The 21,148-nt window shown below is 62.1% G+C and carries 20 protein-coding genes; 11 read left to right on the top strand and 9 right to left on the bottom strand.

Annotated elements, in window-relative coordinates:
* Positions 1-31: 31 nt before the first annotated feature.
* From GTP46_RS25635 to GTP46_RS25605, 7 genes are all read left to right on the top strand, one after another.
* Complete coding sequence (locus GTP46_RS25635; protein ID WP_161009465.1) at positions 32-1,297, top strand: lipoprotein-releasing ABC transporter permease subunit; 1,266 nt, start codon at positions 32-34, stop codon at positions 1,295-1,297.
* On the top strand, positions 1,290-1,982 hold the full coding sequence (gene lolD / locus GTP46_RS25630; protein ID WP_161009464.1) for a lipoprotein-releasing ABC transporter ATP-binding protein LolD: 693 nt from the start codon (positions 1,290-1,292) through the stop codon (positions 1,980-1,982). The genes GTP46_RS25635 and lolD overlap by 8 nt, the downstream gene beginning before the upstream one ends.
* Positions 1,983-1,985: 3 nt before the next feature.
* Positions 1,986-2,777 carry a TatD family hydrolase gene (locus GTP46_RS25625; RefSeq protein WP_161009463.1) on the top strand — a complete coding sequence of 264 codons (792 nt, stop codon included), beginning with the start codon at positions 1,986-1,988 and terminating at the stop codon, positions 2,775-2,777.
* Between the two features lie 113 nt (positions 2,778-2,890).
* Entirely contained in the window at positions 2,891-5,317 is a 2,427-nt protein-coding gene (locus tag GTP46_RS25620) for a DNA internalization-related competence protein ComEC/Rec2 (RefSeq protein WP_161009462.1), read from the top strand.
* Positions 5,318-5,392: 75 nt separating this feature from the next.
* On the top strand, positions 5,393-6,229 hold the full coding sequence (locus tag GTP46_RS25615; RefSeq protein ID WP_161009461.1) for an alpha/beta hydrolase: 837 nt from the start codon (positions 5,393-5,395) through the stop codon (positions 6,227-6,229).
* Between the two features lie 36 nt (positions 6,230-6,265).
* Positions 6,266-6,832, top strand: coding sequence for a dCTP deaminase (gene dcd, locus GTP46_RS25610; protein WP_161009460.1), 567 nt, complete (start codon positions 6,266-6,268; stop codon positions 6,830-6,832).
* A gap of 95 nt (positions 6,833-6,927) precedes the next feature.
* On the top strand, positions 6,928-7,278 hold the full coding sequence (locus GTP46_RS25605) for a FlxA-like family protein (protein WP_161009459.1): 351 nt from the start codon (positions 6,928-6,930) through the stop codon (positions 7,276-7,278).
* Here the strand turns inward: GTP46_RS25605 and GTP46_RS25600 are convergent.
* On the bottom strand, positions 7,268-8,929 hold the full coding sequence (locus tag GTP46_RS25600) for a sensor histidine kinase (protein ID WP_161009458.1): 1,662 nt from the start codon (positions 8,927-8,929) through the stop codon (positions 7,268-7,270). The two genes, GTP46_RS25605 and GTP46_RS25600, sit on opposite strands and share 11 nt — an antisense overlap.
* Before the next feature lie 3 nt (positions 8,930-8,932).
* Positions 8,933-9,625: a response regulator transcription factor gene (locus GTP46_RS25595; protein ID WP_161009457.1), complete on the bottom strand. Its 693-nt coding sequence runs from the start codon at positions 9,623-9,625 to the stop codon at positions 8,933-8,935.
* Positions 9,626-9,831: 206 nt separating this feature from the next.
* Here GTP46_RS25595 and GTP46_RS25590 point away from each other — a divergent pair, with 206 nt between their 5' ends.
* The 3 genes from GTP46_RS25590 to GTP46_RS25580 all read left to right on the top strand — a co-directional run bounded on the left by GTP46_RS25590 (position 9,832) and on the right by GTP46_RS25580 (position 12,167).
* Positions 9,832-10,392 (top strand): Spy/CpxP family protein refolding chaperone, encoded by a 561-nt coding sequence (locus GTP46_RS25590; protein ID WP_161009456.1) that lies wholly within the window; start codon positions 9,832-9,834, stop codon positions 10,390-10,392.
* Positions 10,393-10,451: 59 nt separating this feature from the next.
* The gene (locus GTP46_RS25585) at positions 10,452-11,201 is read left to right on the top strand and encodes a hypothetical protein (RefSeq protein WP_161009455.1); all 750 of its coding nucleotides are present in this window, start codon (positions 10,452-10,454) and stop codon (positions 11,199-11,201) included.
* Between the two features lie 66 nt (positions 11,202-11,267).
* On the top strand, positions 11,268-12,167 hold the full coding sequence (locus GTP46_RS25580; RefSeq protein WP_161009454.1) for a dioxygenase family protein: 900 nt from the start codon (positions 11,268-11,270) through the stop codon (positions 12,165-12,167).
* On the opposite strand, the gene GTP46_RS25575 is transcribed toward GTP46_RS25580, so the two are convergent.
* The 5 genes from GTP46_RS25575 to GTP46_RS25555 all read right to left on the bottom strand — a co-directional run bounded on the left by GTP46_RS25575 (position 12,164) and on the right by GTP46_RS25555 (position 19,090).
* Positions 12,164-13,600, bottom strand: coding sequence for a DUF1501 domain-containing protein (locus GTP46_RS25575; RefSeq protein WP_161009453.1), 1,437 nt, complete (start codon positions 13,598-13,600; stop codon positions 12,164-12,166). The genes GTP46_RS25580 and GTP46_RS25575 overlap by 4 nt on opposite strands.
* 9 nt (positions 13,601-13,609) lie before the next feature.
* Entirely contained in the window at positions 13,610-15,301 is a 1,692-nt protein-coding gene (locus GTP46_RS25570; RefSeq protein WP_161009452.1) for a DUF1800 domain-containing protein, read from the bottom strand.
* 256 nt (positions 15,302-15,557) lie between these two features.
* Positions 15,558-17,813 (bottom strand): arginine/lysine/ornithine decarboxylase, encoded by a 2,256-nt coding sequence (locus GTP46_RS25565; RefSeq protein ID WP_161009451.1) that lies wholly within the window; start codon positions 17,811-17,813, stop codon positions 15,558-15,560.
* A 205-nt stretch (positions 17,814-18,018) separates the two neighbouring features.
* Positions 18,019-18,591 carry a DUF4337 domain-containing protein gene (locus tag GTP46_RS25560; protein WP_161009450.1) on the bottom strand — a complete coding sequence of 191 codons (573 nt, stop codon included), beginning with the start codon at positions 18,589-18,591 and terminating at the stop codon, positions 18,019-18,021.
* 13 nt (positions 18,592-18,604) lie between these two features.
* The gene (locus tag GTP46_RS25555; protein ID WP_161009449.1) at positions 18,605-19,090 is read right to left on the bottom strand and encodes a dihydrofolate reductase; all 486 of its coding nucleotides are present in this window, start codon (positions 19,088-19,090) and stop codon (positions 18,605-18,607) included.
* 124 nt (positions 19,091-19,214) lie between these two features.
* Between GTP46_RS25555 and GTP46_RS25550 the strand changes: the two genes are divergently transcribed.
* Positions 19,215-19,409, top strand: a complete 195-nt coding sequence (locus GTP46_RS25550; RefSeq protein ID WP_161009448.1) for a DUF433 domain-containing protein — start codon at positions 19,215-19,217, stop codon at positions 19,407-19,409.
* Between the two features lie 68 nt (positions 19,410-19,477).
* On the opposite strand, the gene GTP46_RS25545 is transcribed toward GTP46_RS25550, so the two are convergent.
* Positions 19,478-20,170: an alpha/beta fold hydrolase gene (locus GTP46_RS25545; protein WP_161009447.1), complete on the bottom strand. Its 693-nt coding sequence runs from the start codon at positions 20,168-20,170 to the stop codon at positions 19,478-19,480.
* Positions 20,167-21,138: a thymidylate synthase gene (locus tag GTP46_RS25540; protein WP_161009446.1), complete on the bottom strand. Its 972-nt coding sequence runs from the start codon at positions 21,136-21,138 to the stop codon at positions 20,167-20,169. The genes GTP46_RS25545 and GTP46_RS25540 overlap by 4 nt, the downstream gene beginning before the upstream one ends.
* Between the last annotated feature and the right edge of the window lie 10 nt (positions 21,139-21,148).

The raw sequence follows: 21,148 nt of genomic DNA, 5'->3' as shown, positions 1-21,148 counted from the left end.
GGCTTGTCGAGTTTGATCCCTCCCGGAGCCTATGAGTATTCTCAAGAATCTGCCGTTCGAATGGCTGGTCGGCCTGCGCTACACGCGTGCCGGCAAGCGCAGCGGGCGCAATAGTTTTATCTCCTTCATCTCCCTGATCTCGATGGCCGGCATCGGCCTCGGCGTGGCGGCCCTGATCGTTGTGCTGTCGGTGATGAACGGCTTCCAGAAGGAAGTGACGGACCGCATGCTGTCGGTGCTGGCCCACGTTGAAATCTTCGATGCCCGCGGTTCCATGCCGGACTGGCAACAGGAAGCGGCCGAGGCGCGCAAGAATCCCGCCGTGATCGGTACCGCGCCGTTTGCCGAAACCCAGGGCATGCTGGTGCGCGACGACGTGCTGCGCCCGGCCGTCGTGCGCGGCGTGCTGCCGGAACAAGAACCGCAAGTCTCGGACGTGGCCAAGCAGACCAAGCGCGGTAGCTTTAATGCGCTGCAGCCGGGCGCCTACAACATCGTGCTGGGCATCGAGCTGGCGCGCACCCTGCACGTCAACCTTGGCGAAAAAGTGACGCTGGCGCTGGCCCAAGGCCAGCCTACACCTGCCGGCGTGTTGCCGCGCGTGCGCACCTTCACCGTGGTCGGTATCTTTGAAGCGGGCCACAACGAGTTCGATTCCGCACTGGCCTTCGTCCACCTGACCGACGCTGAAAAGCTGCTGCGCATCGACGCCCCGGCCGGCCTGCGCCTGCGCTTGCAGGACATGCACCGCGCACCGGAAGTGGCGCAGGAGCTGAAGAATTCCATGCCGGGCGACCTGTTCGTGCGCGACTGGTCCAAGCTGAACGCCAACTGGTTCGCCGCCGTACAGACCGAGAAGCGCATGATGTTCATCATCCTGACCTTGATCATTGCGGTGGCCGCTTTCAACCTGGTGTCCACGCTGGTGATGACCGTGACTGACAAGCAGGCCGATATCGCCATCCTGCGCACGCTGGGCGCCTCGCCGCGCTCCATCATGAAGATCTTCATGATCCAGGGCGCACTGGTGGGCATCCTCGGCACCTTTATCGGCGTCGGTCTGGGCGTGCTGGTGGCGCTCAACATCGACGTTATCGTGCCGTTTATCGAACATTTATTGGGAGTGCAGTTCTTGTCCAAGGATATTTACTACATCAGCACCGTGCCTTCGGACTTGCGCTGGCCGGACGTTTTCAAGATCGGCGGCGTGGCCGTGGTGCTGGCCTTCGTTGCGACCTTGTATCCAAGCTGGTGGGCCGCCCGTGTGAAACCTGCGGAGGCGCTGCGCTATGAGTGAGAATCCGATCGTTCTGTCGTGCCGCAATCTCGGCAAGACCTTTACCCAAGGCGCCTACTCGGTGCAAGTGCTGGCTGGGATCGATATCGATGTGCGGCGCGGTGAGCGCGTGGCGATTGTCGGCGCCTCCGGTTCCGGCAAATCGACCCTGCTGCATTTGCTGGGCGGCCTCGATACGCCGAGCAGCGGCAGCGTGACCTTGCAGAGCAAGGACTTCGCCAGCCTGAGCGAAACCGCGCGCGGTGATTTGCGCAATTCGTCGCTGGGGTTTGTCTACCAGTTCCATCACCTGCTGCCGGAATTCAGCGCGCTCGATAACGTCGCGATGCCGCTGATGATACGGCGCGTGAAGCGCGGCGAAGCCCAATCGGCGGCGCTGCAAATTCTCAAGCGCGTCAACCTCGGCAAGCGCGTGACGCACGTGCCGGGCGAGCTGTCGGGCGGCGAGCGCCAACGCGTGGCGCTGGCGCGCGCGCTGGTCACGCAGCCGGCCTGCGTGCTGGCCGATGAACCGACCGGCAACCTCGATACCGCCACCGCGCAGCAGATTTTCGATCTGATGCTGGAACTGTCGCGTACTTTGGGCACGGCGTTTGTCATCGTCACCCACGACATCGAACTGGCGCGCCGCTGCGACCGCGTGCTGCGCATGACCGAGCAGGGACTGCAGCCGGACGAGGTGTAAGCCATGTGGATCGACACCCACTGCCATCTGGACGCGCACGAATTCGGCGACGAATCCGCAGCGCAGGCGGCGCTGGCCAAGGCGCAGGGTGTCGGCATGATCGTGATTCCGGCGGTGGCGACGGCCAATTTTTCCATCGTCGCGCAACTGGCAGCCAGCGTGGATAACGCCTGCTACGCGCTGGGCATCCATCCCATCTACGTGCCGCATGCCGAAGAGGACCACCTGCGCGTGCTGCGCGAGCAGGTGGCCGCCGCCATGAGCGACCCGCGCTTCGTGGCGTTGGGCGAGATCGGCCTCGATTTCTTCATTCCCATGCTGACCGAATCGGCCATGCGTGAGAAGCAGGTCTACTTCTTCCGCGAACAGCTGAAAATCGCCCGTGATTTTGATCTGCCGGTGCTGATGCACGTGCGCCGCTCGCAGGATGTGGTGCTCAAGCACGTACGCCAGATTCGGCCGAATGGCGGTATCGCCCATGCCTTCAACGGCAGCGAGCAGCAGGCCAAGGGCTATATCGATCTCGGATTCAAACTTGGTTTCGGCGGCGCCATGACCTTTACGCGCGCCTTGCAGATCCGCCGGCTGGCGGCCGAGCTGCCGCTGGAATCCATCGTGCTGGAGACCGACGCACCAGATATCTCGCCATCATGGATACACCCCGGCCGCAACAGCCCGGACCAGATCCCACGCATCGGCGCCGTGTTGGCCGAATTGCGCGGCCTGACGCCGGAAGCGGTAGCCGCCGCCACCTCCAGCAACGCGCGTGCGGTGTTGCCGCGACTCGCTGCTTAAATACGCTGCAGCGGCGGAATGCCGTCAAGGACTGAGCTAGATCAAACGGCGGCAGGCTTCACGGCCTGCCGCCGTTTTTGTTTGCGTAGTATCGCTGGATGGGAGGCGGTGCTATGCGAATGGCGTTAATCGGCTTTGCGGTAGGCGCGGCGTGCTTGCAGGTGCAGGCGGCGTTGCCGTCCGCGCTCGCGATAGCGTTGGCGCTCGTCGCGTTGCTGGCGTGGCTGCTGGCATGGCGCCGCATTGCGCGGTGCTTGTGGCCTGTCTTGCGCAGCGTGACCGCGCTGCTCGTTGGCGGCGCAGCCGGCTTCCTGTGGGCTGCATGGTTGGCGCAGCGGGCCTTGGCGCCGCAGTTGGCGTTGGCCGACGAGGGCCGCGATCTGCATATCGTCGGCACCATCGATAACCTGCCATACCGTTTTTCGCAGGGCGTGCGCTTTAACTTTGCGGTAGAGCGGGCGGACGGCGTGGTGCCGCCGAAGATTTCCTTGTCGTGGTACGCCGGCTACCGCGACCAGCGCAGCGAGGTGCCCGATGTGCAACCCGGCGAGCGCTGGCAGTTGACGGTACGCTTGCAGCGCCCGCACGGTAACGTTAATCCTTACGGTTTCGATTATGAAGTATGGCTGCTGGAACAAGGCCTGCGCGCCACCGGCTACGTGCGCGTTGCGCGCGACAACCAGCGGCTGGACCGCTTCGTGTTCAGTATTGATAAGGTGGTGGAGCACTGCCGCGCAGTGCTGCGCGATCGGATCTACGCGGCGCTGCCGGGCAAGCCGTATGCAGGCGTGATCGTGGCGCTGGTGGTGGGCGATCAGCGCGGCATCGACCAATCGGACTGGCAGGTGTTCAACCGCACGGGAATAGGACACCTGATTTCCATCTCAGGCTTGCACATCACGATGGTGGCGGGGCTGTTCGCGTGGGCAGCGTTCACCTTGTGGCGCTGGTCATTCTTCACGCGCGCGCAGTTGCCGTTGCTGCTGCCGGCGCAGAAGGTAGCGGCGCTGGTTGGTGCGGCGGTGGCGCTGCTGTATGTGCTGCTGGCCGGCTTCGGCGTGCCTGCGCAGCGTACCTTGTACATGCTGATGGTGGTGGCTGCAGCGCTGTGGCTTAATCGCCTGACCAGCATCACGCATGTGCTGTGCACCGCGCTTGGCGTGGTGGTGGTGATCGATCCATGGGCGGTGCTGTGGCCGGGCTTCTGGCTGTCTTTCGGCGCGGTGGGCGTGATCCTGTATGCGACCGTCGGCCGCATGGCGCCGCCGACGCAACACGCACTGCCGCCCGGCGCTCCGCACGTGCCGGTCCTGCTGTCGCGGCGAGAGCGCTTGATGCTGGCCTTGCAGGTAGGCGCACACACGCAATACGTGGTGACATTTGGACTGGTGCCGATCACGATGCTGCTGTTCGGCCAGGTATCGGTGGTCAGCCCGCTGGCGAACGCCGTTGCGATTCCCCTGATTAGCCTCGTGGTCACGCCGCTCGCGCTGGTGGGCAGCATGCTGCCGCAGGTGCTGGCCGTGCCGGTGCTTAGCTTCGCGCATGGTCTGGTGGACCTGCTGGCACAATGCCTGCAGTGGTTCAGCGCCATGCGCTACGCTGTGTGGAGCGCGCCGGTGCCGCCGTTTGGGCTATTCTGCTGGGCGATGTTCGGCACCATTTGGCTGCTCGCGCCGCGCGGATGGCCGGTGCGCTGGCTCGGCCTCGCGACATGGATACCGCTGCTGGCCGCCGAACCATCGCATCCTGCGCCGGGCCGCATGACCGTCACCGCCTTCGATATAGGGCAGGGTATGGCGCTGCTGGTCGAAACCAGCGACCATCGGCTGTTGTACGACACCGGCCCTGCCTACACGCCGGAGACCAACGCAGGTAACCGTGTCCTGCTACCATACCTGCACGCGCGCGGCATCAACGCGTTGGACGGCATGGTGATTTCGCACAGCGATACCGACCATTCGGGCGGCGCGCTGTCCCTGCTGAATGGCGTAAACACCGGCTGGGTGCTGTCATCGCTGCCAACGCAGCACGCGATCGTGCAAGCCGCGCGCCAGCACGTGCGCTGCGCCGCTGGCCAGCAATGGACGTGGGATGGCGTGCGTTTCGACGTGCTGCATCCGCAAGCCGGCAGCTACGCCGACAACACGCTCAAGCCGAATGCACGCGGCTGCACGCTGAAAATCACGGCCGGTGGCAAGTCCATCCTGCTGGCCGGCGATATCGAAGCCGCGCAGGAGGCCGAACTAGTCCGCCGCGGCGGCCTGCAAGCCGACGTCCTGCTCGCGCCGCACCATGGCAGCGGCACCAGTTCCACGCCAGCATTCCTGCAGGCCGTACAGCCACAAGCGGCGATCTTCCAGGTCGGCCATCGCAATCGCTACCACCACCCAAAACAGGAAGTCTACGACCGCTACGGCACCATGCAGATCCAGCGCTACCGCACCGACCAAACCGGCGCCCTGACGCTGGAATTCGATGAAACTATACGAATTTCCAGCTGGAGAAGCACCCATGCGCGCTATTGGCAAGGCCGCTAATTAGAGCGGTTCCACCAACCGCCATCCCCCACGCGCATTACAATGGGGAAAAAACAACCATACGGGAGACCGCTTGTGAGCAAGCCCAAGCTGCATTTTGCGCACGCCAATAGCTATCCGGCGGGCGTGTATCGCCAGTTCTTTGCGCTGCTGTCCGAAGACTTCGACATCCAGTCGCTCGACATGCACGCCCATAATCCGCTATACCCGGTCAGCGACGGCTGGCCGCACCTGGTCGACGAATACATCAACGAGCTGAGCACCCGCTACACCGAACCGGTAATTCTGGTCGGCCACTCGCTGGGCGGCATGCTGAGCATGATGGTGGCGCACAAACGTCCCGATCTCGTCCGCTGCGTGGTGATGCTGGACGCACCGGTCGTCGGCGGCTGGCGCGCCTTCGCCTGGCATATGATCAAGCTGCTGGGCCGTGCCTATGCCGTGCCGCCAGCCAAATTCTCCATCCGCCGCCGCAACGTGTGGCCGGACGCGCAAGCCGCGCACGACCACTTCGCCGCCAAAGACCTGTTCGCCGCGTGGGCGCCGGGCGTGCTAGCCGACTACATGGACAGCGGCCTGAAGCCGCATCCGGACGGCGTCCAGCTGCGCTTCACGCGCGAGAACGAAACTGCGGTCTACGCCACCTTGCCGCACCATTTGCCCAAAATGCTGGGCAAGGGCTACCCGGTGCCAATCGGCTTCATCGGTGGCGACAATTCGTGGGAAACCAGCCAGTCCGGCCACCAGCACACGCAGGCGCTGGTCGGCAAGCATTTCCGCATCCTGCCGGGCGGCCATTTGTTCCCGATGGAGAACCCTGGGCTGGCCGCGCACGCAACCAAGGAAATGATTGCCGAACTGCTTGCTGTGCAATCTGGTAAAAAAGTACTTAAAAAAGAAGCTTTAGCGTAAAATCTCGGGCATTGTAAAACTTAGGGATGCCTTGCGATGACGATTAAAAGCGATAAATGGATCCGCCGTATGGCGGAAGAGCACGGGATGATCGAACCATTCTTCCCGGACCAGGTACGCCAGGAAGAAGGCCGCAAGGTAATTTCGTATGGCACCTCGTCGTATGGCTACGATATCCGCTGCGCTGATGAGTTCAAGGTGTTCACCAACATCAACAGCACCATCGTCGATCCGAAGAATTTCGATTCGAACTCGTTCGTGGACGTGAAAAGCGACGTTTGCATCATCCCGCCGAACTCGTTCGCGCTGGCCCGCACCATGGAATACTTCCGCATTCCGCGTAGCGTGCTGACCGTTTGCCTGGGCAAATCGACCTACGCGCGCTGCGGCATCATCGTCAACGTGACGCCGTTCGAGCCGGAATGGGAAGGTTACGTGACGCTGGAGTTCTCCAACACCACGCCGCTGCCGGCCAAAATCTACGCTGGCGAAGGCTGCGCGCAGGTACTGTTCTTCGAAAGCGACGAAATGTGCGACGTATCGTACAAGGACCGCAACGGCAAATATCAAGGCCAGCACGGGGTGACCTTGCCAAAAGCGTAAACTTCTCTTTACAGATATTTACAAAACGGGGGCTGCGGCCCCCGTTTGTTTTGCCGATAACCTTATTAATGAAATAAATTGATAAGGGGCAAATCATGGTGAGCGCAGTCGGATCGAGTACCAGCGCGGCCAGCACCAGCGGCTCGGACAGCAGCAGCGCCATCGCGGCGCTGCAAAAGCAGGTGCAAAGCTTGCAGAAGGATCTGACCGAGGCCGCCAAGGACACCTCGGAAGCGGGCCAGCAGAAGACCAAGCTGCTGCAGGCGCAGATCCAGGCGATCGAGAACCAGATCGCCCAATTGCAGGCGCAGGCCGCGCAGAAAGCGGCGCTGCAAGCCCAACAGCAGGCAGAACAGGCGCAGCAGCAGGCACAATCGTCGTCCGGCACGGACAGCGACAAGTCGCGCTATGCCACCGTTGGCAGCGTGATCGATACTACCGCTTAACCGGCAGGATCATTTCCACGCACAGGCCACCGCCGGCCCGGTTAGAGGCCTTGATGCTGCCGCCGTGCGCTTCCACCACGTGTTGCGCAATCGCGAGGCCGAGGCCGTGACCTTCGGTGCTGGCGTTACTGGAGCGGAAGAAGGGCTGGAAGATAGTTTGCAAATCGGCCGGCGATACGCCCGGTCCACGGTCCAGCACGCGGATCACCAGCTGGCTGGCTTCCGGCAGCACGCGCACTTGCAATTGCACTTCGCCACCTTCCGGGCTGTGCTTGATGGCGTTGCGTACCACGTTTTCAATCGCGCGGCCCAGCAGGTCGGCTTGACCGATTACTTGCACATCCGCTTCACCTTCCTGCAGCACGGTGCGCTGCTGGCTGGCTGCTTCATAGCGGGCATCGTCGGCGATTTGTTCTAGCAGGTCGGCCATGCTGATTTCTTCCGCGCTGGCCTTGATGGCGCCGGCTTCCAGACGGGCCAGGGTCAGCAGCTCGCCCACCAGCTTATCCATGCGTACGCTTTCGCGCTCGATGCGCTCCATCGAGGCGCTCCACTTTTCCGGCTGCTGGTGCGCCAGGCCGATGGCCGCTTGCAGGCGCGCCAGCGGTGAACGCAGTTCGTGCGAGACGTCGTGCAACAGGCGCGTCTGGCCGTCGATCAGGCTGCGCAGGCGGGCCGTCATGCGGTCGAAGTCGCGGCCGAGGTCGTTGAGTTCGTTACCGGCTTTGCCGTTGTCTTTGGCGAAGCGCGGGGCGAGGTCGCCGTTGGCGGCGGCGTCGAAAGCCTGGCGCAGGGCGCGGATCGGGCGCGAGAAGTACCATGCCAGCAGCACCGCGAACAGCAGGCTGGCAGCAGTGGCGGCGGCGATTGGCACCCACGGGCCGAGTGGCTGGAAGCGTGGACCCCATTGGCGGTCGCCGTCACGGCGATCGTCCATGCCGGGGCCACCTGGGCCCGGGCCTTCAGGATTGCCAGGCATGCCGAAGCCGCCCGGTGCACCGCGGCCATCAGGGCCAGTGCCTGGCTGAGGCGCGTTAGCTGAAGCTGACGCGCCGTCCAATGCGGTCAGGGTGCTGGCGTTGCCAGGTGGCGGGCCTGGCGGACGGCGGTCGTCGCGTTCGCCCGGATTGGGGCCGCGAGCACGGTCATCGCCGCCTTGCAGTACCGAGGCCGCTTTCATGGCCATTTGCGCACCGCCGCCGATATTGGCCAGCAGCGGACGCGTTTCACTTTCCAGCGAGCGCTGGCGCTCACCCGATGGCAGGAACAGCAAGTAGTGCTTGCCGTCGTCGCCCATCACCTGGCGCACCACGCGGCGCTTGCCGTCTTCCTTCACGCGCTGGCGCGACTCCTGCAGCGTGCGCTGATTGACGGTGCGTCCCAGTAGCTCGTGCTCCTGCTCATCCACCGCATACACGCGGTGGCGCTCCATGTTTTCCAGCATGCGCTTCAAGGCCTTCACGCCGCCGAACTCCAGCGTGGAGGCAGCCGCGTTGATCGCCATTTCAGCCGGCGGGCTGGTGTCGAGATTGACTTGCTGGCCGCTGAACTGATTGCGGTTCTTCAGCCACACAGCGCCGCCGATGCACACCGTGGCCGCCAGCTGCGCCAGGAAAATGGACAGGAAAAACTTCCAGAACAAACGGCCCAAGGCTTACTCCTTGATCAGCTGGTAGCCCAGGCGATACACGGTTTGCAGGCAGGAGCGGCCGTCGGCAATGGTGCCGAGCTTGTGACGCAGCGAACTCAGGTGAACGTCGATGTTGCGGTCGAAGCGCGCCAGCGGACGGCCCAGGCCTTGCTCGGACAGGGTGTTCTTGCTGACCGGACGGCCGGCGTTACGGGCCAGCACTTCCAGCAGGTTGAATTCGGTGCTGGTCAGCTCGAGCTTGTCGCCAGCCCAGGTGGCGCGGCGCTGTTCCGGCCACATGATCAACTGGCCGACGGTGATGGCGGTCTGCTGGCTGGTGTCGGCCGGCACGCTTTGCGCGCGGCGCAGGATGGCGCGGATACGGGCGGTCAGCTCGCGCGGCGTGCATGGCTTGGCCACGTAATCGTCGGCGCCCAGTTCGAGGCCGACGATGCGGTCGGTGTCGTCGCCACGCCCGGTCAGCATCAGGATCGGCAGCTGGCTATTGGTGCGGATGCGGCGCAGGGTTTCGAGGCCATTCATGCGCGGCATCATCACGTCCAGGATGGCGATGGAATACAGGCCGGTAAAGGCTTCTGCGGTGCCAGCCTCGCCGTCGTGCACGGTTTTGACTTCAAAGCCTTCTTGTTCGAGATATTCCTTGAACATGCCCACCAGTTCGATGTCGTCGTCTATCAACAGTACTTTGCTCTTCATTGCAGCGATTTTCTTTAGATACAGATCGCCCATCATAACAGCCCGGATTCGCATGGCGACTGGCTTTTACCCCGTTTTACAACGTCTTTCCGTAAGGGAATTGAATGTCAGATGTGCATCTTTACGCTGATTTACATTGCGCTTACGGCACTTAACAAAGCAGACACACAGAATGGTGGCTCACTACCACTCAATGGATTCTTTGCATGAAAACATCAAAACCAAGCGTACGCAATGTCCTGCTGGCAGCCGTGCTGGCGATGCCGCTGTTTGTCCTGGGCGGTGCCGCCCGCGCCGACGAGATGGGCGCTGAACAGCCGCCGATGGCGCAAGGGGAACATGGTCCGCGTGGTCCAGAACACCAAGGTCCCGGCCCGTTCGGCCAGGATGGTCCGCATGGCGGTCCGGAGCAGGGCGGTCCCGGCCACCCGCCGGGCTTCGGTCCTGGCCGTTCACCATTGTTCCACGGGCTGGATCTGAGCGAAGCGCAGCAAGACAAGATTTTCGCCATTTTGCATGCGGAAGCGCCTTACCTGCGCGAGCAGTTCAAGGCCGCTGCCAAGGCGCGTGAAGCGCTGCATGCGCTGGCCACTGCCGACAAGTACGACGATGCCAACGCCGCCGCGCTGGCCAAGGACGCTGCCACCGCTGAAGCCAATATCGTCCTGCAGCACGTGCGTACTCAACAGAAATTGCTGGCCGTGCTGACGCCGGAACAGCGCAAGAAGCAAGCGGACGAAAAGCCGCGCCATCCGCAGCGCCCTTAACGTTTTTTTGCAGAGTAGTACCGTTGTCCCCCTCAAACCTAATAAGCGGAGAAAATCGTATGTCTATCAGCGCCCTGAGTTCCAACAGCGCCGCCAGCGCGCTCAGTTTCCTGAGCCGCCTGAGCAGCACGAACAGCACCAGCAGTGCCAACAGCACCAATAGCACCGACGGTGTGCGTCCACCGCCGCCGCCGCAGGGCGACGGCGGTGGTTTCGCCGACGCTATCGCCGAGGCGCTGAAGGCCATCGGCATCACCGACACCAGTTCGTCGAGCAGCAGCTCCAGTAGCACTGACACTTCGACTGCCTCGGCCAGCACCGATTCGACCGACAGCACCAGCACTGACAGCACTGACGTGGCGGCTGCGCTGGGCAGCTTCCTGCAAAGCCTGATGGGCGCACTGCACGCACAAAATAGCGAAAGCAGCAGCGACACCCCGCCGCCATATGGCGACCAGCAAGGCGGTCCTGGCGGCCCGGGCAAGATGGAATCGGACCTGCAAAGCCTGATCTCGGAACTCAGCTCGGGCAGCAGCTCCAGCTCTAGCACCAGCACCAGCAGCACGGATAGCAGCGACAGTAGCGATGCGGTCGACCAGCTGGAGAGTGCCTTCTCCAACCTGCTGGACAAGCTGGGCGTGAGCAGCTCCACCAGCACCGATAGCACCAGCAGCACGGACAGCACCAGCAGCACCAGCAGTAGCACCAGCAGCGACGCAGCCACCAAGCTGGCGGCCTTCCTGCAAGCCTTGTCGACCAAGGTCGGCAGCCATGGTTCCAGCGGCAACCTGGTCAACACCACGGTTTAATTTGTAGCAGTGCGGCCGCCGTGCGAGGGTGCGCGGCGGCCTTTTTTTCCCAAGCAGGAGTAGGTAATGGATTCTCACGACGATCATCACGAACACAGCCTGGCGGCCGACTTGACCGCAATGCTTAACCTGAATAGCGACCGTCGCCAGACGCTGCGCTGGCTGTTGGCGGGCGCCTCCGCACTGCCGGTGCTTGGTTGCGGCGGCGGCTCGGGCAGCAGTACGTCCGCGACCAGCACCACGACCAGCACGACCACCACGACCGGTACCGGCACCACCACCACCGGTACCACGACCACCACCACGCCAGCCGCAGGCTCTTGCACCGTGGTCCCGGAAGAAACCGGCGGCCCTTATCCAGCCGACGGCACCAACAGCAACAGCAGCGGCGTGGTCAACGTGCTGACCCAGTCGGGCGTGGTGCGCACCGACATCCGCAGCAGCTTCGGCAGCGCTACTGCGACTGCCGCCGGCGTGCCGCTGACCATCAAACTGCAAATCGTCAACGCCAACAACAACTGCGCGGCGCTAGCCAATGCGGCCGTCTACCTGTGGCACTGCGACCGCGACGGCAACTACTCGCTGTACTCGAGCGGCGTGACCAACCAGAACTACCTGCGCGGCGTGGCCGAGACCGACAGCAACGGCAACATCACCATCACCACCATCTACCCAGGCTGCTACTCGGGCCGTGTACCGCATGTGCACTTCGAGGTCTATCCTTCGCTGGCCAAGGCGACCACCGCGTCCAGCCGCATCAAGACTTCGCAGTTCACCTTCCCGGTGGCGACCAGCCAGGCGGTCTACGCCACCACTGGCTACAGCGCCAGCGTGAAGAACCTGGCGGCGATCAGCTTCGCCACCGACAACGTCTTCAGCGACGGCTACTCGCTGCAGATGGCCACCATCACCGGCAACACCACCGATGGCTATGTGGCGACGCTGACGGTGGCGGTGTCGGCTTAAACCATGAAGCCCAGATTGCGGGTGCTGAAGTTGCCGATATTCGGGAACACATCCGTCATCTGGCTGGCCGACAGCCCGAACCAGCTGGCCAGGGTGGCGCCGTACTGGTCGACCGAGGTGGTCGGCAGCAGCGCTCCGGAGCCCACATCCAGCTCGTGGCCGAGGCCGGTGACCGGCATGCTGCCGTAAATATTCCGACCCTTGACTGCGCCGCCCACCACGAAGTGATGGGAACCCCAGCCGTGGTCGGTGCCGTCGCCGTTGCTGGTGAAGGTACGGCCGAAATCGGAGGCGGTGAACAGCGTCACCTGCTTGCGCATGTCGTTGCCTTGCAGGCTGGCCAGTACGGTATCGAAGTAGGCGACCGCGTGCGACAGCTTAGCCAGCAAGTCGGCTTGGTTGGCGCGCTGGAAGTCGTGCGTATCGAAGCCGCCCAGGCTGACATAAAACACTTGCCGCTTGAGCCCCAACGCGCCGTGGGCGGCAATGACCCGCGCTACTGTCTGCAATTGCATCGCCAGCGGATTCACTGCCGCCACACCGGTATTCGGGTTGAGGTACAGGACCGGATCGGCGACGCCGCCGGCGCCGGCTGGAGCTAGTGCGCCGCTCAGCTTTGCCTGGGCGTCAATCGCGCGCGAGGTGACGGCGGCGTGTTCTTTCTGTAGCGGTTCGGATGCCGCGGCCGTGATGATCTGGCGCAGCGGATTGGCCGCCGCCGGCGCGCCAAACAGCGTGTCACTCAGGCGCCGGATGGCAATGGGCCCGGTGCCGGAGATCTGGTATTGGCGTACCTCCTGCCCGCTCAGGAACAGCGTATTGCCGGAGGTGGAAACCGCCGTGAAGGCTGAACCCGCGCCAGCGGCAATCATGTCGGCCATGCGTCCGCCCCAGCCGAAGTCGATGCCGCCGCCCGGCTGCGCCGACTGCCATTGGGTTTGCTGGTCGTTGTGCGAAAACAGGCGCGGCGGCAGCGGCACGGCGCCGGCCTTGTACTGCGCCAACGTGGCCGGACGTACCAGCGTGCCGACGTTGGCGATGACAGCAGCACGGCCGCTGTCGAACAGGTGTTTCATCGGCAGCATGGATGGATGCAGCGCGAAACTGCGGCCCGCCTGCGCCGTGGCCGGGCTGATCGGCAGCACGCCACCAGCGGCGCCCAAGCCGGGCAGGGCGATGGAGCCGGTGTCGGTAGTGGTGCGGATGTGCTGGTAGGCGCTCCACGATTCGCTGTCGGTGGCCAGCACGGTGTTGAAATGGTCGTTGCCGCCATTGAGGAACAGGCAGACGAGCGCCTTGTAATCGCCGGCGCCAGTGCTTTGCGCGGCAGCGCTGCCCATGGCGGCCAGGTTAAGCGTGAACGGCAGGCTGCTGCCGCCAGCCAGTGCCAGCATTTGGCCGACAAACTGGCGGCGTGTTTTGTGGAGGGACATGCTTGATCCTTATCGTTGCGCCAGGTATTCGGGCGAGGCCATCGTCAGGTAAATCGCCATATAGACGCGGTTCTTGCGCGCGTTGTCGATGGACGTGCTGCTACCGGTGGTGGGGATGGTGATGGCGCTGACCGCAGCGATGACCTGGTTGCGCAGCGTCGTGCTCATGCCGCTGCCCATCAGCAGCAGCTGGACGCGGTCCACCAGCTGCGCGGGCGTGGCCGTCAGTGCCAGTTCATTCGCATAGTTGGGGACGATATCCTGCTTGACGCCGGCGCCGAACTGGATGGTGCCCTGCATGAAGTTAAGATAGCCCGTAACGCTGGGCTCGCCGGTGATCTGCATCTCGGGCGCCACCAGGTGCGCCGCCGACAGCGTGGTGTGGGGCGGCGAGTAGGAAGGGCGATAGAAATTGAATACGGACGGCGAGCGCAGCGGCGTCTGGCCGAGAGCGGTCAGCGGATCGTCGAGACTCTCCATCAGGAAGCGGCCGCTGGTGGACTGCACGTTGAACGCGCGCATCCAGTTGGCCAGCCGCAGCACCGGCTCGCGCAGCTTCTTAGGGCGGCCGGTGTCTGCCGCCTCCGGATCGAGCAGGATGGCGCGCAGCACAGCGCGCATGTCGCCGCGTACGCCGCTGCCGTTGTTGTTGAAGGCGGCCGCCACGCGGCTGATGTAGGCCGGGCTCGGATTGCTGCTGACCAGCCGCTGGATCAGCTGGCGTCCGATGAAGGGGCCGACGTTGGGATGGTTGAACAGCGTGTCCAGTGCCACTTTGAGATCGGCCTCGCCGGTGCTGTTGGTACTCACGCCGAGGAAGGTCTTGGCCGAACTGGAGTGGAATGCCGGATAGTTTTGCATTGGCGTCCAGTCGCGCGCGAGATCGATGGTACTGCCGTAGAAGCGCGCATTGCTGCGGTCTGGGCCACCCCAGCTCCAGCCGGTGAAGACCTTGGCCAGGCCGGCCACATCGTCGTGGGTGTAGGTCTCGATTGGCGCGCCAGCGCTGGTCTTGTTGCTGCCGTCCTGGTTCAGCTGGTAGAGGCCGATGGACATCAGCTGCATGATTTCGCGCGCAAAATTCTCGTCCGGCACGCGGGTGTCGTTTTCTTTCTGGTTGCGCAGATGGCTGAGGTAGATGCCCATCATGGGATGCAGCGCTACTGCTTGCAGCAGGTCGCGGAAATTGCCGAAGGCGTAGCGGCCCAGCGTGTCATAGTAATCGGCCACGCCGGCGGTCCGGTTGTACAGGTTGCCGTCGACAATGGACACCACAAAGATCTGCGACAGGGCGTAGGTGACGCGCTGGCGCAGCTGGTCGTCACCCTTGACTGCCTGTTTCCAGAAGCTTTCCATGAACTGGTTGGGATTGACCGTTGTACCGGTCGCAGCGACTTGCTGGACGTAGTCGCGGTGGCGCATTTGCGCCTTGCCAAACTGCGCGGTTAGCCAGCTGATCTTGCCCATGCTGGCGAGGTCGTTGATTGACGCTGAGGTTGGGCCGAAGCTGGCTTGTCCGAGGAATTGTGAGGCCGCTGCCGGTGTGACGGCGACACTTCCTGCTGTCAAAGAACCACCGCTGGAGGTGGCAGCGAGGGTGTTGGCGCTGCTGTGTGGTGCTTCGCTTTGCGGCCCGTCGCCGCCACCGCCGCAGGAAGCTAGCAGCAGCACTCCGGCCAGTCTGAATCGATTGCAGTTCATTACTCATTTGCCCTGATGGTGAGGTGGGCCTTCGATTGTAGAAGACCTCGTCACCTTGGTCGGAGGAATGTTTATTTATGTATTGTAACTGTTTAGATCTAAAGGAATTTTTAGCCGAAGTTACTGGCAATATGGGAGTAAATTGCCTGAATTTGTATACGGCGCAATATAAATATCTGTGGGTAAATGTTAATTCTGCGCGACAAAATGTAAAAAAAAAGACAGCCGAAGCTGCCTTTTCTTGTGACGTGTGGTGTTACTGCTTGACGCAGTCCACGAAGTAACCGCGCTTGCCGTCCACTTCGCGCTTGACCAAGCCGTGCACGTCGGTCTCGAAGCCTGGGAAGCGCTCGTTGAAGTCACGTGCGAAGCGCAGGTAGTCAACGATGGTCTTGTTGAAGCGCTCGCCCGGGATCAGCAGCGGAATGCCCGGTGGGTAAGGCGTCAGCAGGATCGAGGTGATGCGGCCTTCCAGCTCGTCGATGGCGACGCGCTCGATTTCGCGGTGCGCCATCTTGGCGAACGCGTCGGACGGCTTCATGGCCGGCACCATGTCCGACAGGTACATCTCGGTGGTCAGGCGCGCCACGTCGTAGGCTTTGTAGAAATCGTGGATCTGCTGGCACAGGTCGCGCAGGCCGATTTTCTCGTAGGTCGGGTTGGCGGCCGCGAATTCCGGCAGGATGCGCCACATCGGCTGGTTCTTGTCGTAGTCGTCCTTGAACTGCTGCAGCGCAGTCAGCAGGGTGTTCCAGCGGCCTTTGGTAATGCCGATGGTGAACATGATGAAGAACGAGTACAGGCCGCACTTCTCAATGATGACGCCGTGCTCGGCCAGGTACTTGGTCACGATGGACGCAGGGATACCGGTCTCGTCGAACTTGCCGTCCAGCGACAGGCCCGGGTTGACGATGGTGGCCTTGATCGGGTCCAGCATGTTGAAGCCCGGCTTCAGGTCGCCGAAGCCGTGCCATTCCTTGCTCTGCTCGGTGAAGATCCAGTCGGCTTGCGAGCCGATGCCTTCTTCGGCGAACTCGTTTGGACCCCATACCTTGAACCACCAGTCGCTGCCCCATTCGGCATCGATCTTCTTCATGGCGCGGCGGAAGTCCAGCGCTTCCAGGATGGACTCTTCCACTAGCGCGGTGCCGCCCGGTGCTTCCATCATTGCCGCTGCGACGTCGCACGAAGCGATAATCGAGTATTGCGGCGAGGTCGAGGTGTGCATCAGGTAGGCTTCGTTGAAGGCGTCCTGGTCCAGCTTGACGGTTTCCGATTCACGCACCAGCACTTGCGAGGCCTGCGACAGGCCGGCCAGCAGCTTGTGGGTCGACTGGGTCGAGAAGATCATCGACTCTTTGGCGCGCGGACGGTCCTTGCCGATCGCGTGCATGTTTTTGTAGAAGTCGTGGAAGGTGGCGTGCGGCAGCCAGGCTTCGTCGAAGTGCAGAGTGTCGATCTGGCCGTCCAGCATTTCGCGCAGGGTTTCCACGTTGTAGACCACGCCGTCGTAGGTCGACTGGGTGATGGTCAGGATGCGCGGCTTCTTGTTCACGGCGTCGCGCGCGAACGGGTTGGCTTCGATCTTGCGCTTGATGCTCTCCATCGAGAACTCTTCCAGCGGGATCGGGCCGATGATGCCGAGGTGATTCCGCGTTGGCATCAGGAATACCGGGATCGCGCCGCACATGATGATCGAGTGCAGGATCGATTTGTGGCAGTTACGGTCAACGACGACGATGTCGCCGGGCGCAACCGTCGAGTGCCACACCATCTTGTTGGAGGTGGAGGTGCCGTTGGTGACGAAGTAGCAGTGGTCGGCGTTGAAGATGCGCGCAGCATTGCGCTCAGACTTGGCAACCGGGCCGGTGTGGTCCAGCAGCTGGCCCAGCTCTTCCACCGCGTTGCAGACGTCGGCGCGCAGCATGTTCTCGCCAAAGAATTGGTGGAACATCTGGCCGATCGGCGATTTCAGGAACGCTACGCCGCCCGAGTGGCCAGGGCAGTGCCACGAGTAGGAACCGTCGTTGGCGTATTCCACCAACGCGCGGAAGAATGGCGGCGCCAGGCCGTCCAAGTAGGACTTGGCTTCGCGGATGATGTGGCGCGCCACGAATTCCGGCGTGTCTTCAAACATGTGGATGAAGCCGTGCAGCTCGCGCAGGATATCGTTCGGGATGTGGCGCGAGGTGCGGGTTTCGCCGTACAGATAGATCGGGATGTCGGCGTTTTTGTAGCGGATCTCTTCGACGAAGGCGCGCAGCGATTTCAGCGCGGTGTCGGTATCTTCTACCGAGCCGGAACCGAATTCTTCATCGTCAATCGACAGCACGAAGGCCGACGCGCGCGATTGTTGCTGGGCGAACTGGGACAGGTCGCCGTAGCTGGTCACGCCCACCACTTCCATGCCTTCTTTTTCCATTGCATCGGCGAGGGCGCGAATGCCTAGGCCGGACGTGTTCTCAGAACGGAAATCCTCGTCAATGATGACGATGGGGAAACGAAATTTCATGCATGTCTCCAAAAAAGCAAGCCGCCCCTGACATGTGTGGAGGGGCGGACTAGGGCGCGACCGGTAGGCCGCAAAAAAATAAGAACGGGATTCTCGCAGAAATAGCGCCGCTGCGGGAAAAAATTATCGTACCAGAATGCACGACAGGCATGACGCCCTGATTACAGGGACGCATGCCGTTGATTCAATGTTGCGCGAATGTTACTTAGTGGCCGCCGAACCAGGCCAGCGCGCCCAGCCCGAGGCCGACCGCAGCCACGCCGTAGGCCAGGCCCATCATCCATTTCTTGCGGGTCAGCAGGGTGATGGCGGCCAGTGAGATGGCGATCTGCTCGGCGGTGGTCGCCAGCGCCCACTGGTGGTGCTTGTGCATGGCTTCGTCCGATTTGCGGTTCCATTCCTTGGAGGATTCCTCGAATTTCTCGGCGTCCTTCTTGATGTCTTCTTTGTCGTGCTTGTAGCGGGCGGCATCGGCTTCGTAGCGCTTAGGATCGACGCCGGGCAGGGTCATGACTACCTCGGCCAGATTCTGGCGGGCGTTCTTGGCCTGGTAGTAGTTCCACTTGTTGGCCGCTTCGGTCTTATCGATGGCGGCGTTGTTCTTGAACAGGGCGGCCTCGTTCTGGGTCGCGCCGCCAAGGTAGCCGAAAGCCGCGCCGACAGTAGCCAGGATGGCCGTCATCACGGCGATGTTGTTGGAGAAGCCGTCGTTGCCGTGAGCTGCGTGCTCGACTGCGTGATCGTGTGGGCCGTGGACGTGGAAGCCTTCAGAAGACATGGGGTATCCTTAATTAAGCCTTGCGGCGCAGGGTAACAAAAGCGTAGTTCAAGCCGGATGCTGCCGAGGTGTGCTGCTCGCGGGCGGTTTCCTGCCATGCGGTGCTGTTCAGCTCGGGGAAGAACGCGTCGCAGTCGAAGGTATGGGCGATCTCGGTGATAATCAACTGGTCAGCCAGTTGCAGCGATTGCTTGTAAATCTCGGCGCCGCCGATGACGAAGCCTTCCGCGCCGTTCAGCAGCGCGATAGCAGCCTCGATCGAACCGACCACCTCTACGCCGTCATGCTTCCATTCCGCGTTGCGGGTGATGACGATGTTGCGGCGATTCGGCAGCGGGCGACCGATCGAATCAAAGGTCTTGCGGCCCATGATGATCGGGTGGCCGGTCGTGACGCGCTTGAAATGCGCCAGATCCTCCGGCAGCTTCCACGGCAGCGTGTTATTAATCCCAATGCCACGCTGGGCATCGGTAGCGACGATGATGGTGAGTTTGCTCATGTTCGAAAATGCAATAAAGAGCCGATATTATCGTTGAAATCTATCGATGCGGGGAGTGATGTTTGCACCATGCCAAAGGTATGTGGATCGAAGAGCGTAAGCTGTAACGACACGGAGCTTCATCATGGATAAATTCGAGCGTATCACTCAAGACGTCCGCGTTATGGCAGGCAGACCGTGCATTCGTGGAATGAGAGTCACAGTTGGCATGATTGTCGGCCAAATCGCTTCAGGCCTCACTATTGAAGACCTGTTAGCCGACTATCCCTACCTGGAACGAGACGACATTCTGCAAGCTCTGCAGTTTTCCGCTAAATAGCGAAAACCGGGGTCAGTTCTGCCATTGGTACACGGGCTCATGTACCAATGGCAGAACTGACCCCGGTTTTAATTGTAGAAGTCTAACAGGTGGTTCGCCAGTGCTTGGGGGGCTTCCAGCGGGATCATGTGGCCGGTGCCCTCGCTCAGCATGTGGAGCTGGGCGGCGCGGTTGTAAGTGGTGAATTCGCGTACGTCGGCGGCGGGGACCAGTTTGTCCTGTTCGGAAGCGACGATCATTACTGGGCAACGGAGTTCGCCGGTGCGGCTCATCAGGTCAGGGCGTTCGATGGTGGTGCGGAATTGGGTGAGCAGTACGTCTTTGCCTAGTTCTACCGCCATGGTCTGGATCACATCGACAATGGCTGGATCGTCCATGTGCTCGGGCGCGAGGATTTCGCGCAGGCGCATTTGCGTCATGCCAGTGTAGATATTCTTTTCCAGCAGCGGGATGATGCGCAGGCGCGTGGCTTTTTCCTTTTCCTGCAGACCCTTGGCGGAGCTGGCGATGATGGTCAGCGAATTCACGCGGTCCGGATTCGCCAGTGCGAATTCCACCGCCAGATAGGCGCCCAGCGAGAACGCTACCAGGTTGGCTTTCGGCGCAGCGTGCGCGCCAATCAGTTCCTGCATCTGCTCGCGCGAGCGGGCCTTGTGCAGCGGGACGTGGTTGAATTCAAAGCCGTCGCCCAGCAGCGGTAGCAGGCGGCCCCACATGCGCTCATCGCACAGGGTGCCCGGTACAAAATCCAACCGCATCATACTGCCATGGCTGCGCTAATCGGCGCGTGATGCTGGTAGCCTTCTAGCGCGAAGTCAGTTGGTTCGATTTTCTCCAGCCACTCAGGTTCATACTTGCCGGTCTGCGCGAACGATGGCACGCGGTCGGAGATGATCAGCTCTGGCAGCGGGAATGGCTCGCGCTTCAGCTGCTCCTGCACCATCTCCATGTGATTCTCGTAGATGTGCGCATCGCCGATGAAGTAGGTGAACCAGCGCGGCGTGTAGCCGGTCAGGCGGCCGACCAGGTGCATCAGCGCCGCGCCTTCTGCCAGGTTGAACGGCGTGCCGAGGCCAAGGTCGTTCGAGCGCACGTAGAGGCACATCGACAGTTCCTTGGTCACCGGATTCGGAATGAACTGATAGAGCAGGTGGCAAGCCGGCAGGGCGACGGCATCCAGCACGGCTGGATTCCAGCCGTGGAACAGGATGCGGCGGCTGCCTGGGTTGTTCATGATGGTGTCCAGGCACTCGCGCAGCTGGTCGATGGCTTTGTAGAGCAGGACTTTTTTCACGCCGTTTTCTTCAATCGGCGCGACCACGGTAAAGCCGTTTTTTTCGGCGTTGGCCAGTTGGGCTGCGTTGTCGGCATCGATCACTTTGTAGCCTGGCCACTCACGCCATTGCACGCCGTAGACCGGACCCAGGTCGTCGGTGCCGAGGCGGTATGGGTTGTCCAGCCATTGCTGGTTTTCGTTGGCGTTCTGGTCCCAGACTTTGCAGCCCAGCGCGCGGAAATCGGCAGCGCTGCGGGAGGCGCGCAGGAAGGCGCACAGTTCACCGACCACGGATTTGAATGCCAGCTTCTTGGTCGTCACCGCAGGAAAACCTTTCGTCAGGTCGAAGCGCATCATCGCGCCCGGCACGCTCAGGGTGCGGATGCCGGTGCGGTTGTCTTGCCAGCTGCCGGTGTCGATGACGGTCTGGATCAATTCCTGGTATTGCTGCATTCAGTTCTCC

The sequence above is a fragment of the Duganella flavida genome, from assembly GCF_009857445.1.
GTDB classification, from domain to species: Bacteria; Pseudomonadota; Gammaproteobacteria; order Burkholderiales; family Burkholderiaceae_D; genus Rugamonas; species Rugamonas flavida.
This window is presented reverse-complemented; position numbering and strand designations above follow the sequence as displayed.